The sequence below is a fragment of the Gilliamella apis genome, assembly GCF_030758615.1.
Classification (GTDB): domain Bacteria; phylum Pseudomonadota; class Gammaproteobacteria; order Enterobacterales; family Orbaceae; genus Gilliamella; species Gilliamella apis_A.
Window position 1 is genome coordinate 1,325,333 of sequence record NZ_CP132381.1, and the last position, 13,844, is coordinate 1,339,176.

The 13,844-nt window shown below is 35.1% G+C and carries 15 protein-coding genes, 1 pseudogene and 1 riboswitch; of the genes and pseudogenes, 13 read left to right on the forward strand and 3 right to left on the reverse strand.

All coding sequences use genetic code 11. From position 1 onward, the window contains the following. Nucleotides 1-67: 67 nt before the first annotated feature. The 6 genes from nlpD to RAM17_RS06070 all read left to right on the forward strand — a co-directional run bounded on the left by nlpD (nt 68) and on the right by RAM17_RS06070 (nt 5,203). A complete protein-coding gene (nlpD, locus tag RAM17_RS06045) occupies nt 68-1,153 on the forward strand; it encodes a murein hydrolase activator NlpD (RefSeq protein WP_110448094.1) in 1,086 nt (361 codons plus the stop codon). A gap of 108 nt (nt 1,154-1,261) precedes the next feature. Further along, nucleotides 1,262-2,014 carry a 2,3-diphosphoglycerate-dependent phosphoglycerate mutase gene (gene gpmA, locus RAM17_RS06050; protein WP_034902210.1) on the forward strand — a complete coding sequence of 251 codons (753 nt, stop codon included), beginning with the start codon at nt 1,262-1,264 and terminating at the stop codon, nt 2,012-2,014. Between the two features lie 88 nt (nt 2,015-2,102). Then, nucleotides 2,103-2,681 carry a thymidine kinase gene (locus RAM17_RS06055; RefSeq protein ID WP_146208330.1) on the forward strand — a complete coding sequence of 193 codons (579 nt, stop codon included), beginning with the start codon at nt 2,103-2,105 and terminating at the stop codon, nt 2,679-2,681. 96 nt (nt 2,682-2,777) lie between these two features. Further along, nucleotides 2,778-3,986 (forward strand): aldose 1-epimerase family protein, encoded by a 1,209-nt coding sequence (locus tag RAM17_RS06060; protein WP_110448092.1) that lies wholly within the window; start codon nt 2,778-2,780, stop codon nt 3,984-3,986. A gap of 162 nt (nt 3,987-4,148) precedes the next feature. Further along, nucleotides 4,149-4,742, forward strand: coding sequence for a UbiX family flavin prenyltransferase (locus RAM17_RS06065; protein WP_110448091.1), 594 nt, complete (start codon nt 4,149-4,151; stop codon nt 4,740-4,742). A gap of 11 nt (nt 4,743-4,753) precedes the next feature. Then, nucleotides 4,754-5,203, forward strand: a complete 450-nt coding sequence (locus RAM17_RS06070) for a pyridoxamine 5'-phosphate oxidase family protein (RefSeq protein WP_110448090.1) — start codon at nt 4,754-4,756, stop codon at nt 5,201-5,203. A gap of 87 nt (nt 5,204-5,290) precedes the next feature. On the opposite strand, the gene RAM17_RS06075 is transcribed toward RAM17_RS06070, so the two are convergent. The 3 genes from RAM17_RS06075 to pdxS form a co-directional block, all read right to left on the reverse strand. Beyond that, complete coding sequence (locus tag RAM17_RS06075) at nt 5,291-5,695, reverse strand: GFA family protein (RefSeq protein ID WP_110448089.1); 405 nt, start codon at nt 5,693-5,695, stop codon at nt 5,291-5,293. Nucleotides 5,696-6,706: 1,011 nt separating this feature from the next. After that, nucleotides 6,707-7,300, reverse strand: a complete 594-nt coding sequence (pdxT, locus tag RAM17_RS06080; RefSeq protein WP_110448088.1) for a pyridoxal 5'-phosphate synthase glutaminase subunit PdxT — start codon at nt 7,298-7,300, stop codon at nt 6,707-6,709. Then, on the reverse strand, nt 7,300-8,187 hold the full coding sequence (pdxS, locus tag RAM17_RS06085; protein ID WP_110448087.1) for a pyridoxal 5'-phosphate synthase lyase subunit PdxS: 888 nt from the start codon (nt 8,185-8,187) through the stop codon (nt 7,300-7,302). The genes pdxT and pdxS overlap by 1 nt, the downstream gene beginning before the upstream one ends. A gap of 150 nt (nt 8,188-8,337) precedes the next feature. On the opposite strand from pdxS, the gene RAM17_RS06090 reads away from it, so the two are divergent. The 7 genes and pseudogenes from RAM17_RS06090 (at nt 8,338) to RAM17_RS06120 (ending at nt 13,621) form a co-directional block, all read left to right on the forward strand. Continuing rightward, complete coding sequence (locus RAM17_RS06090; protein ID WP_110448086.1) at nt 8,338-9,738, forward strand: aminotransferase-like domain-containing protein; 1,401 nt, start codon at nt 8,338-8,340, stop codon at nt 9,736-9,738. Between the two features lie 35 nt (nt 9,739-9,773). Next, nucleotides 9,774-10,987 (forward strand): annotated as a pseudogene (locus RAM17_RS06095) (MFS transporter). Between the two features lie 47 nt (nt 10,988-11,034). Beyond that, the gene (locus tag RAM17_RS06100) at nt 11,035-11,178 is read left to right on the forward strand and encodes a hypothetical protein (RefSeq protein ID WP_181414678.1); all 144 of its coding nucleotides are present in this window, start codon (nt 11,035-11,037) and stop codon (nt 11,176-11,178) included. Then, nucleotides 11,171-11,653: a GNAT family N-acetyltransferase gene (locus RAM17_RS06105; RefSeq protein ID WP_198199656.1), complete on the forward strand. Its 483-nt coding sequence runs from the start codon at nt 11,171-11,173 to the stop codon at nt 11,651-11,653. Before RAM17_RS06100 ends, RAM17_RS06105 begins: the two co-directional genes overlap by 8 nt. 558 nt (nt 11,654-12,211) lie before the next feature. Beyond that, on the forward strand, nt 12,212-12,412 hold the full coding sequence (locus tag RAM17_RS06110; protein ID WP_065579012.1) for a SemiSWEET family transporter: 201 nt from the start codon (nt 12,212-12,214) through the stop codon (nt 12,410-12,412). Between the two features lie 461 nt (nt 12,413-12,873). Beyond that, nucleotides 12,874-13,104, forward strand: coding sequence for a hypothetical protein (locus tag RAM17_RS06115; protein WP_110448084.1), 231 nt, complete (start codon nt 12,874-12,876; stop codon nt 13,102-13,104). A gap of 136 nt (nt 13,105-13,240) precedes the next feature. After that, nucleotides 13,241-13,621 carry a DUF1161 domain-containing protein gene (locus RAM17_RS06120; RefSeq protein ID WP_110448083.1) on the forward strand — a complete coding sequence of 127 codons (381 nt, stop codon included), beginning with the start codon at nt 13,241-13,243 and terminating at the stop codon, nt 13,619-13,621. 131 nt (nt 13,622-13,752) lie between these two features. After that, nucleotides 13,753-13,842, forward strand: a riboswitch (TPP riboswitch). Nucleotides 13,843-13,844 lie beyond the last annotated feature (2 nt).

Consider the following 13,844-nt stretch of genomic DNA (forward strand, 5'->3'; position numbering starts at 1 on the left):
TTAATATAATAGCTTTTTGTTGTAAAAAAGTTAAAATGTGCATAACAAAATAATATAATATAAATTAATGAAAGGTGTTATTGTGAAAAAAATTCTCACATTAAGTTGTTTAAGTTTGATGATCGCCGCATGTACACAAACTAATCCAGCTCAAATTGAAGATATTTCTGACTCTTCCAGTTGTTCTACTTCGTCGGTATATTCAAAACCACCGGCAAATATTTCTACTGGGACTCGTTCTTCGTCACAAATTTATTCATCATCAACACCAACAACATCTCGCTCGCCAGTTACAGCCAATAACAATAGCACTAGAGATAGCCAAAGTGTGGTTACCTCCAATGAACGTATTGTTTATAATCGTGACTACAATGATATACCTAAAGGTGGTTATCAAGGTGATACTTATACAGTTAAACGAGGTGATACACTTTTTTATATCGCTTGGGTAACAGGTAATGATTATAGAGCATTGGCAGCCAAAAATAACATTAAAGAACCATTTGCTGTAAATGTGGGGCAAGTATTGGATGTTAGTGGTGGTACAACAGTGGTTGAAACAAAAAAAACCACCTCTACTATGCCTGTTGTCACAACAAATAATAACAATAACGGTTCAGTAACCAATACCACGACTAAAACTAAACCGGTTGTAACGACAGTTACAACAACTACAACTACAACTTCTGGTAAAAATAAACCAACCAATACGATTCAAACTACGGAAACGGTAACTGAACCAGTTGATACTGCAGTGCCAACTAAACTACCAACTACATCTAACGTAGCTAATATTGTATGGCAATGGCCTGCACAAGGTAAAATTATTGAAAAATTTTCTAATGCTAGCAAAGGGATTGATATCTCAGGTAATTTAGGTGCTAAAGTCGTTGCTGCGGCTAATGGCCGAGTGGTTTATTCAGGTAATGCATTACCTGGTTATGGTAATTTAATTATTATAAAACATAACGATGACTATTTAACAGCGTATGCACATAACCAAACCATTTTAGTTAAAGAACAACAAAATGTTCGTGCTGGTGAACAAATTGCTACCATGGGGGCTACAGGAACTTCATCAGTAAGATTACATTTTGAAATTCGTTATAAAGCACAATCAGTCGATCCGTTAAAATACTTACCGACAAAATAATCGGTATTTTATATTAATATAGAGGCTTATGACCAATTAATCAGGTGTTTTATTGCAAACCAATTTGATTTAACAATTTTATTTTACGTAACTTAAGGAGTTATATTCATGGCAGTAAAAAAATTAGTTCTTATTCGTCACGGAGAAAGCGTTTGGAATCAAGAAAACCGTTTTTGTGGTTGGACTGATGTTGATTTATCTGACAAAGGTAACAAAGAAGCAGCAGAAGCGGGTCAATTATTAAAACAAGAAGGTTTCGAATTTGATTATGCATATACTTCTGTTTTAAAACGTGCAATTCACACATTATGGCACGTTTTAGATGCAGTTGATCAAGCATGGTTACCGGTTGAAAAAAGCTGGAAATTAAATGAACGCCATTATGGTGCGCTACAAGGTCTAAATAAAGCTGAAACTGCTGCTAAATATGGTGATGAGCAAGTTAAATTATGGCGTCGTGGTTTTGCGATTACTCCTCCTGCACTTGAAAAATCTGATGAGCGTTTCCCAGGGCATGACTCACGTTATAGCAAATTACCAGAATCTGAATTACCTTTAACTGAAAGCTTAGCTTTAACGATTAAACGCGTTCTTCCTTATTGGGAATCAACTATTGCTCCACGTGTTGCTAAAGGTGAACGTGTAATTATTGCTGCTCACGGTAACTCACTTCGTGCGCTAGTTAAGCATTTAGATAACATCAGTGATGATGATATTATCGATCTAAATATCCCAACTGGTGTGCCACTAGTTTATGAATTTGATGACAACATGAAAGTTGTTAAACACTACTACTTAGGTAATGCTGATGAAATCGCCGCTAAACAAGCAGCGGTAGCGAACCAAGGTAAAGCAAAATAGTATTAATTAATCTAAAGGGTAAGTTGTATAACTTACCTTTTATTTCCTAACATAGGAAATAAATATTTAACTTTTTGAGACGCTAATTTTGTCGAAAATTTATTATATTTATGGCGTAATGAACGCTGGAAAATCTACCGAATTACTGCAAATCGACCATAACTACTTAAGTAATAATATGCAAACATTATTGCTTAAATCTTCGGTTGATACTCGAGATTCCGCTGTTGAAATTGTATCTCGGCTTGGCTTACGTAAAAAAGCATTACAACTTGACGATAGTACAGTGGATGGCATAATTGAGCACATCAAACAAAATAATTACGCTTGTATTTTAATTGATGAAAGTCAGTTCTTATCATCTAACACCATCTGGAAATTATCTGATGTTTGTGATGAATACAGTGTTCCTATGATGTTTTTTGGTTTAAAAACAGATTACATGGGGCATTTATTTGAAGGTTCGAAAACTCTATTAGAAATTGCTGATAATTATAGAGAACTTAAAACGGTTTGCTGGTGTGGTAAAAAAGCCACCATGATCCTTTTAGAGGGAGAAAATGGACAAATAGTGAAATTTGGAAATTCGATACATCTTGGTGATAGCGAGTATCATTCAGTTTGTCGAAAACACTGGAAAGCTGGACAGGTAAGACCAAATCATTAAATTTACTTGTGCATTTGGATAAATATTCTAGCATCAGAAAATAATGCTCATATTTTGATGTGCAAAAATATTAAATTATTATAAGGAATTAATCTCATGAAAATTAAAAATACATCATTAGCTATTTTACTAGGTTTAGTTTCATCTTCCGCCAGTGCAAAAGATTATGTAATTACCGATGGAGATAGAGTAATTCAAAAAGGTGATTGGCAAATATCAAACAAAAATATTAGTCCAGATGCACCTTCTTTTACTATTGAAAATGTAATTCTCAAAGGTGGGAAGCAAGAGGGATCTGAACTATTAACGATTAAGAGTGAAGGCTTAACAATTAATTTAAGCCCAACTCGTGGTTTAGGTATCGTAAACGTTGAAGGTAATGGGATTCGCTTAGGTTGGGACTCTCCGGTTAAAGAGATTGTTAATCCTAAATATATGAATTTAGAAAGTCGTGGTGGTGCAGGTTGGCTAGATGGCTTTAACGAAATGATGGTTCGTTGTGGTTTCGAATGGACAGGGCATGCTGTTCAAGCTGATGGTATGATGTATACACTTCATGGTCGTGCACAAAATACTCCTGTGTCAAAATTATTTGTTGAGGTTGAAGATCAAGCTCCTTTTACGATTACTATAAGGGGATTAATCAAAGAAAATACTTTTAAGAAGAGCAATTTTGAAACTTGGGTTGCTATCCGACATGTTCCTGGCAGCAAAGAATTTACCGTACATGATATCCTGACTAATTTAAGTGATTATGATCGTGATTATCAAATTATTTATCACAGCAATTTCGGTACGCCAATTTTAGAACAAGGGGCTAAATTTGTTGCACCAGTTAAAGAAATTTCACCTTTCAATGAATATGCAGCAACTGGTTTGAAAAATTGGCAAACTTATCAAGGGCCAACCAAAGGCTTTGATGAAATGGTTTATAACATTTTCCCTTATTCAGATGCAAATAATCAGACTCAAGTTATGTTGACGAATAATGCAAGTGATAAAGGGGTTGGAATTGCTTTTAATACTCAACAATTACCTGTACTGACATTATGGAAAAATACTGATACGCTTAAACAAGGTTATGTGACTGGTATTGAACCAGGAACAAGCTTTGCTTATCCAGTTACAATTGAGCGTGAGCAAAAACGTGTGCCTCAATTGGGTGCGGGCAAAAGTACAGAATTTATTTTAACTTATAGCCTATTGTCAAATAAAGAAGAAGTGGCAAACTATGATGCTAAAATAAAGGCTATTCAAGGAAACAAACAGACCAAAGTAGTTGAAGAGCCTATGGCAAAAGAATAAGTCATTCACAAATACCGCTAACAATTTTGTTGGCGGTATCTTTTCTTGTTCAAAGAAAGTTTTAATCATCCCGTCGATTCAAAATATTATTATCTATAATATGTTATTCTAAGCTACACTAATCAACAAATTTTCGGATTCAATTAAATAACAGGAATAAATATGGCTGCGAAAAGGATAGTAATTGGAATAAGTGGTGCTACAGGCTTTGCTTATGGTATCAAAGCTTTAGAACTATTAAAACCAATGGATATTCAGACACATCTAGTGATCTCAAAAGCGGCAAAAATTACCGGTCATTATGAGCATTCGAAATCACAATTAACTCAATTGCAAGCGTTAGCTGATGTTGTATATGCGATCGATAATATTGGTGCAGCGATAGCGAGTGGCTCATTTAAAACAATGGGAATGTTAGTTGCACCATGTTCAATGCGAACACTTGCAGCTATAGCGAATAGTTTGTCAGATAATTTACTTACTCGAGCAGCAGATGTGGTATTGAAAGAGCGTCGTCGATTAGTTTTAATGACGCGAGAAGCGCCATTACATTTAGGTCATATCAAAAATATGGAGGCAGTGACTTTAATGGGAGGGATTATTTTTCCACCAGTTCCTGCCCTATATCAACATATTGACAGTGTGGATGATATTATTACCCATAGTGTTGCTAGAGCGCTCGATCTGTTTGATATTGATGTACCTTGTTTACCTCGCTGGGGTGAAGATATGCATCTTAATCAAAAGTCTGAATAAACCGTAATATCATGAAGACAACCGAGTCTAAAATAGCGCAATTTATCCAGCAACAACATGTACTAAATTTATGTGTGATATTAGCTAATAGCCAGCCATGGGCATGTAATGTCTTCTATGTATTTGACAACGAGGGCTGGTGTTTATATTTCTTATCGGAATTGAAAACTAAGCATGCACAAGCAATGTTACAGAATCCAAATGTTGCAGGTACTATAAGTATTAATCCAAAATCGATAATTAAAATTCAAGGTATTCAATTTAGCGCTATAGCTGAACAACTCATTGATAATGAAGCTAGCAATGCTTATAAGCTTTATTATTCCGCCTTTCCTTTTGCAAGAGTTATGAAAGCACCGATTTGGTCACTACGATTGCAAGAAATTAAGATGACCAATAATCTAATTGGTTTTGCGCACAAAAGCTATTGGCAACGAGACGAAGATCTGAAAAATCATTAATTTGATAAATGGTATGTTAGGTTTTAGCATAATCATTATCTAATCACAAACTAAAACCCACTAATAACTTAAATCAAAAATGAGTTATCACAACTTGGATGGGATATTTTCCTCATATTCAGTATCACCATCACAAATAGTATCCCAATTGGCTTTTGAACCCATATAAATGTGTATACGCTTTTCAGCATTAATTGGCTCATTAATCAATCCAATACGTAATCGGTAAGTACTATTATCATTATCACGACTAGAAAATAGATGTGAACCACAATTACCACAAAAATGACGGTTGACACCTAAGTTAGAAAAAACTTTTATATTTTCTTCCCCTTTGATAAAAGTTAAATCTTCCTTGTTAATGAGTGTGGCAGAATTAAAGGCTGAACCGGTTTGTTTGCGACAACGTGAACAGTGACAAAAAACAATCGCTTTGATATCACTATTTAGTTGATAGACAATTTCACCACATAAGCAGTTACCTGTCATCATGATTAATTTCCTTGTATTATTTATAGTCGTATTATTACCGCATTTTACATGCAAATTTAAAATAAGCTATAGATAGCTAAATGATCAGCATAATTCAACAAAAGCACAAAAATTTGAGGAACGGGGTTTTTAAAGCCTAAATCTAGCCACAATTTCACTGACATTGGTTATAAAACTAAAATCAGCTAGCTCTGAACATAAAAGTTTATTTCTAGCAAATCAGACTGGAATACTTCATCTAAGCGACATTAGCAATGTGCTGACAACTGAGTGAGGTTAGCATGGCAAACAGGGATGTTTGACAAGGCTGTTGTTTGTCAGGAACAAATCACAGCCGGTGCGTTAACAGCGAACGAAGGTGGAAGGCAGTCACATCGTGACCACTTGCGTGGTCGCCGCGAGAGTTGGTAAAGAGGGTTCGCGCAAACCCTCTTTGCTCGAACGTAATCGCCGTATAGAACTAATCACCAAACAACAAAACGTCCGAAACTAAATAAACAAAAAAGTTGAGGAGAGGGTTTTTAAAAGCCTAAATCTAGCCTCAATTTCACTGAAATTGGCTTTAAAACTAAGATCAGTTAGCTCTAAATATAAAAGTTTATTTCTAGCAAATCAGATTGGAGTGCTTCATTTAGCGACATGAGCAATGTGCTGACAACTGAGTGAGGTTAGCATGGCAAACAGGGATGTTTGACAAGGCTGTTGTTTGTCAGGAACAAATCACAGCCGGTGCGTTAACAGCGAACGAAGGTGGAAGGCAGTCACATCGTGACCACTTGCGTGGTCGCCGCGAGAGTTGGTAAAGAGGGTTCGCGCAAACCCTCTTTACTCGGACGTAATCACCGTATAAAACTAGCCACAAAACAGTAAAACGTCCGAAATTCACCGAATAAAAAATTTGAGGAACGAGGTTTTTAAAACAAAAAAATGGCACTAATAATTAGTGCCAATAATCAAATATTACTAAAATTTGCCATTTTTATAGTTTAAAAATGGACTATATTTTAAGCATTAACATTTTTCAACAAAATAGCGCATTATGCGGTTATCAGTAGTTAGTTCTGGGTGGAATGAACATACCAAAATATTATCTTGTTCCGCCATTACACAATGATTATCAACAGAAGTGAGTTGTTTTACTTGTTTACCTGCTTTGGCAATATAGGGGGCACGAATAAATACCGCTGGAATTTGCTGACCGATAGGTGCAATATCTAACAGTGTTTCGAAGCTATTTATTTGTCGCCCAAAGCCATTTCTTTCAACAAGAATATCTATTAATCCTAGTTGTTCAACCTCATTATGACTCGTTTCAGTGCCACAAAGTACTAATCCAGCACAGGTTCCAAAAATACCTTTACCTTGTTTAGCAAACGCTTGGATTGGTTCAAATAAATCATTTTGTCTAATTAAACGACTTATTGCTGTTGATTCTCCTCCCGGAATAATTAAGCCATCAAGTTGACGCAATTGTTCGTTTTTTTTAACTGCAATAGGACTCACAAAATCAATGCTAGCAAGCATGTTTAAATGTTCGGTTACGGCACCTTGTAAATTAAGCACCCCAATGATTTTATTAGCTTTTACGTTGGCAATTGTTGTCATTACCAGCCTCGATCTTGCATTCTTTCTGATTCAGTTAATTTACTGATTTCGATCCCTTTCATTGCTTCACCCAATCCTTTGGATAATTCAGCTAATCTTGGATAATCATCAAAATAAGTTGTTGCTTGAACAATCGCTTTGGCAAATTTTTCTGGATTTTGTGATTTAAAAATACCTGAACCGACAAATACACCATCAGCACCAAGTTGCATCATTAATGCAGCATCAGCTGGCGTGGCCACACCACCGGCAGCAAAGTTAACGACAGGTAATTTACCAAGTTGTTTAATTTGTAATACTAATTCATATGGTGCGCCAATTTCTTTAGCAAATGTCATAAGTTCATCCTTAGATTTGCCAACGACTAAACGAATTTGTTCATTGACACGACGCATGTGTCTAACTGCTTCAACAATGTTGCCTGTTCCTGGCTCACCTTTGGTTCGTAACATAGATGCACCTTCACCAATTCGGCGTAATGCTTCTCCCAAATCTCGAGAGCCACAGACAAAAGGCACAGTGAATTCATCTTTCAATAAGTGATATTGTTCATCGGCAGGAGTCAACACTTCGCTTTCATCAATATAATCCACACCCATTGATTCTAAAATACGTGCTTCAACAATATGGCCAATTCTTGCTTTAGCCATAACAGGAATTGTTACTGCTTTCATTACTTCTTCAACAATGGTCGGATCGGCCATTCTTGCGACGCCACCAGCAGCACGAATATCGGAAGGAACACGCTCTAAAGCCATAACAGCTACGGCACCCGCTTGTTCAGCGATTTTTGCTTGTTCGGCATTGACGACATCCATTATCACGCCGCCTTTTTGCATTTGTGCCATTCCACGTTTTACAGTTTGTGTACCGGTATGTTGTTTCATTGCTACTCCTGATTAATTAATGTTATTTGTCTAATGTCAGGACTATTATTCAAAATTAAATCACTGCAATAAACAGCCAATTGGACTATAATTAACCCATCCAATTTTGCTTTTAAGGTAATAAGTTCTAGAAAACTTAAAAAATAAAAGATGTGGAATAAACAAAAATTGAGCCTTTTTAATGGCGCATTATTTAAAAAAGTCACGCAATTGATTGAGAACTATATCGAACAAGGAGTATTAATAGCCGGTGAACGATTACCATCTGAGCGTAATTTAGCCAAAGATCTACAAGTTAACCGTTCAACTATTGTGCATGCGCTAGATAGTTTGACTGAACGAGGTATATTAGTGCGAAAGCAGGGCTGTGGGACTTTTGTTAATGAACAAAAGTGGGGGCTGCAAGCTTATTCGACTATTAATTGGCGATTGCCAGCCAATTTTTATCATCATCGTCAAAATGTATATCACCAAAAAGTGACACAGGTTCGTCAGCAAATGGATCATATTTGTGATTTAGCTAATGGTGACTTGCCCACTAATATGATCCCAAAATTAATATTACCCAATATTACTTCCCATGAAATGGTTGCTTACGAAAAGAAAAGCGACATGTTGCAATTAGGGCTTCCTTCGCTTAAGCAGCAAATTGCGCATTATATGAAGAAACAATTTGCTATGGTGGTTGATACCGAACAAATTCTTATTACCTCAGGCACTCAACAATCTCTTTTTTTGATTACCCAAGGATTATTAAAACCTGGCGATGCGATAGGTATTGAATCACCATCATATTTTTATTCATTACCATTATTTCAAGCTGCAGGATTGCGTTTATACGGTATTGAATGTGATGAAGAGGGTATTACTTTAGAGAGTTTACAAAAAGTTACCTTAGAGCGACAAATAAAATGGTTATTTCTAAATCCTATCTTTCAAAATCCAATTGGTTGTGTGATGAGTAATCAGCGCAAGAAGCAGGTACTGGCATTTTGTCGAAAACAATGTATTGGTATTGTTGAAGATGATGCCTATAGTGGATTAGCTTTTGATGAAAAGACCAATATTTTACCGATTAAAAAATTTGATGTAAGTAATCAAGTGGTCTATTTAGGATCTTTATCCAAATATATCGGCCGTAATATACGTATTGGTTGGATGATAGCACCAAGTGAAATTATCGAAAAATTAGCCAATATCCGGCATCATATTGACTCTGGCTTAAGTATTTTACCGCAACTATTAGCTGAGGAATATTTAAGTCACCATTATCAAACACATCAAAAATGGCTCCGCCAACAATTGCAGAATAAAGCTAATCAATTAATGGATTGGCTTGATGATTATTTTAATGGTGATGTTATTTACCGAGTCCCAACCGGAGGTTTTCATTTATATGCTCATTTACCAGTTAATAATGCTGCACAAGAACTGACAATATTAAATCAATTGTTGTCAAAACATATTATTGTTTCGCAAGGTACTGACTTTGGCGATAAGGTGGGTTCTATCCGATTAAGTTATGGACATTTTGAAAAAAATTTGCTTTGATCACACATACTAAAATCTGCGTTAAATTATTGATTATGGAAAGTTCTAAAACCGCATTATTATCTACCAATAAATTATTGCTTATTGCCGGCACTGGCTGGCTTTTTGATGCAATGGATGTTGGATTATTATCTTTTATATTAGCTGCTTTAAAGCAAGATTGGGGATTAACACCATCACAACTTGGTTGGATTGGTAGTGTTAATTCAATTGGTATGGCTGTTGGTGCCTTTTTATTTGGTATTTATGCTGATAAAAAAGGTCGCAAATCAGCTTTTCTATTCACTTTATTAATGTTTAGTATTGCCAGTGGCTTAAGTGCTTTTGCTTGGGGATTAGGTAGTTTATTAGTTTTACGATTCTTCATTGGTATGGGGCTAGGTGGTGAATTACCTGTTGCATCGACGCTAGTTAGTGAAAGTGTTGAGCCTGAAGTACGTGGGCGCATTGTGGTGAAAGCTTTTGGGCTGTAGGTTGGATTTTAGCTGCGCTAATTGCTTATTTTCTAATTCCTCTGCCTGCAGTTGGTTGGCGTGGCGCAATGATATTATGTGCAATACCGGCTTTTTACGCGCTTTACTTACGCTTTAATTTACCAGACTCACAATCGTATCAACATCAAAATAGCCATGCTCAAACAGAGCCAGTTATCAAAAAAATACAATCACTATTATCAAACTCATTCCGACGTCAAACGATAATGTTATGGATAGTATGGTTTTGTGTAGTATTTTCATACTATGGCATGTTCTTATGGTTACCAAGCGTAATGATGCTTAAAGGCTTTGATATGGTAAAAAGCTTTGGTTATATTCTCATGATGACCTTAGCCCAATTACCCGGCTATTTCACAGTTGCGTGGTTGATTGAACGAGTAGGGCGTAAATGGGTATTAATAGCATATTTATTGGGTACTTTAATCAGTGCTTATTTATTTGATATTGCTGACTCAATTAACCAATTGCTTATCAGTGGAGCATTATTATCATTTTTCAATTTAGGAGCATGGGGAGCAATGTATGCTTATACACCAGAACAATATAGCACCAATATTCGTGCTACCGGTGCTGGTATGGCTGCATCTATTGGTCGAATTGGTGGCATATTAGGTCCATTAATGGTTGGATTCTTAATGGCTAACCAAGTTGGTGTAAGCATGATATTTGCGCTATTTAGTTTATCAATTCTGGTTGCTATTTTAGCAATATTATTGCTTGGCAAAGAGACCAAACAAACTCGTCTTTTATAACTAATTAACCACCTTAGTTGTTTTAGTTGCGGACGTTTTATTATATTATGACTAGTTCTGTATGGCGATTACGTCCGAGCAAAGAGGGTTTGCGCAAACCCTCTTTACCAACTACAGCCAGTCTTGTCAATGTTGGCGATAATGAAGTTGTTGAAGTAAATCATAATGAAAATAGGAAACACATTGGATAATTCTACATCTAAAATTGAAATAAAAGCATACTCTTCACTCTATGCCATTGAAATATGCGATTTGTTTCATTCGACTATTCATGCTATTGATACCGATATTTATAGCAAAGCAGAGCAAGAAGCATGGTGCCCAACACCACCAGATTATCAGATGTGGCTAAAACGTTTAGATAACACTCAGCCTTGGATAGCTATCTTTGGCTCACGCCTTGCGGGATTTATTGAACTTAAAGATGATGGTTACATAGACTGTTTTTACGTGCATCCTGACTTTCAAAAACGAGGCGTAGCTAGAAAACTCTATAACCATGTGCTCGATTTGGCCCACCAGAAAAATTTTTCACAATTAAGTGTAGATGCATCAAAAGTGGCCATGCCAATTTTCCAAAAATGGGGTTTTATAATAAAGCGAGCTAACAAAATATATAGAAAAAATCAGGTCCTAATAAATTACCATATGTATAAAACACTTTGATTTTTATTGTGGCCTTTGTACGGTAAAGCTTTACTTAGACTAAATTCCTAACCGCGCTTTTTTGAGGCATTTGGGTTTATATTTAGACCTAAATACCTCTAGATAAGTGACTATTTATCGTCATCTCCCTGTTTTAGGCGCAAATTTCCTGCTGAACTGTTATTTGTTCCTGACAAAACACAGCCTTGTCAAACATCCATGTTTGTCATGCTAACCTTACTCAGTTGTTAATACTGCTAATGTCGTAATCAGTTTTTGTACATTGCTTCTTAAGCTTAACGATAATATAAAAGCAAAAAAATTCAGCAAAGCAATTTGGCAAACCAAAGTAAATTTTTTTATTTTTTATTTTCAAAATATTACTAATTTTGCCAGTTATTTTTTATCATTTTATTTACATAAAATTGTCTAAAAGCTAGGTAGGACAAGGTTTAACTCGCTGATTATCTATGATAGATTAATTTCTCCATTCACATTTAAGCAGGCAGGTTGATCTTGAATCTTTCCCCTAAAGCTTTCCATTATTTAGGCGTCGTTGCAACGATTGCATCATTAGGCATGTATGTGTCATATATCCCACAAATTATCGACAATCTTCATGGTTTTAAAACCAATCCAACTCAACCATTAGCAGCAGCAATTAACTGTTCATTATGGGTTTGTTATGGATTATTACAACCTAAAAAAGATTGGCCGATTGCTATAGCTAATTCCCCTGGTGTTTTGTTTGGTTTGATTGCGTTTTTTACGGCATTGTAAATATATTGTTATACTTCTTTGTATTATTTCAATACAGCATAATTTAAACCTTATGCTGTATTTTTTTATCAAAATTTTATCAAATTGTTAGATGATTTCTGTTGACAAATATAGAGTATTTATTTTCAAAAATAGGTTTTTATATTGCAGATTAAATTTTAACCTTGAGGTTAAATTCATAAATATCAATTTGTTATAGAGTTATCAACAGGTTTGTTAAATACTTATCAAATAATTAAGTGAATAATTCACAAGTTAGTTTTGAATAAATGAAAAAGTTTTAGTTTGTGTTATTTGATTCAATCATTGTCATCTATTTGCGATTCGATTATATTGGAGATCCGGCTGTTTATTAAACAGAGTTTATTTTTTAATACTCTTTTATATTAAGTGGTGATGTTATTAATTTAGATGTCGACTTAATCGTATGAGCGTTAAAGATATAAAATAAGGAAATCAAAATGACTAACATTAATCTTTCTGACGATTTGATAAAAGATTTTATTTATTCTATGTACCGTAAAGAAGTATTATTAAATTTAAAAGGGGTTGTTTTGACTGATGAAGATCGTAAACAACTTCATGAAAAAAGAGATTTTGTTAATCGATTGTCTGAAACTGAACTAGCCGATATTCGCTGTTGGGTTTTAGATAAATTGAAAGTACTTGAAAGCCAGCATAAGCAAGATTAATCGGTTAGAATCTTGCGCTAACTTCATTAATAAATTGATAAAATTTATTTATCATATTGCTTATAACAATATGGACAGTTTTATCAATCGTTTTACAATGCAACAAACTTATTATTTATAATTTATAGGAAAGGGTATGAAAAAGTTAGTCATGGTTTTATTGTTAGGTCTTCCAATGGTTGCTGCTGCTTCTAATTGTGAAGAAATTAGTGCCAGTATCGCTGAGAAAATCAAAAACAATGGTGTTGATGAAAACAGTTTTCAATTAAATTTAGTTCCATCAGAACAAGCTGAGCAAGGCGTTGCTGGTAAAATTGTCGGATCGTGTGACCGAGGTCAACAAAAGATTGTATATATTCGTTCACAAGATAATTCAGTAACAACTGAAGCAAAACAACAAGAACCTTCAAATTCTAATCAGCAAGCCGAAAAAGCTGAATTAGAGAAATCTTCTCAACAAGAAATAGTTGCGCCATCTTTAGAAGATAATCAGCAAATTGACTCGAAGACAGAATAATCACTGATTATTAGCTACAGTTATAGAAGATCTATCGGTTAGTTAATGAAGAACATTTGAATAAATAGTAACGGTTAATAAACTATTATTTTTACAAAAATTGTTAGTTATTTTCTGAGCTATTATTCATCTGTATTTATCCGGGGTGCCTTAGGCTGAGATTATACCCGTTGAACCTGATTCGGTTAGTACCGACGAAGGGAGTATAAAACACGCTTTTCTG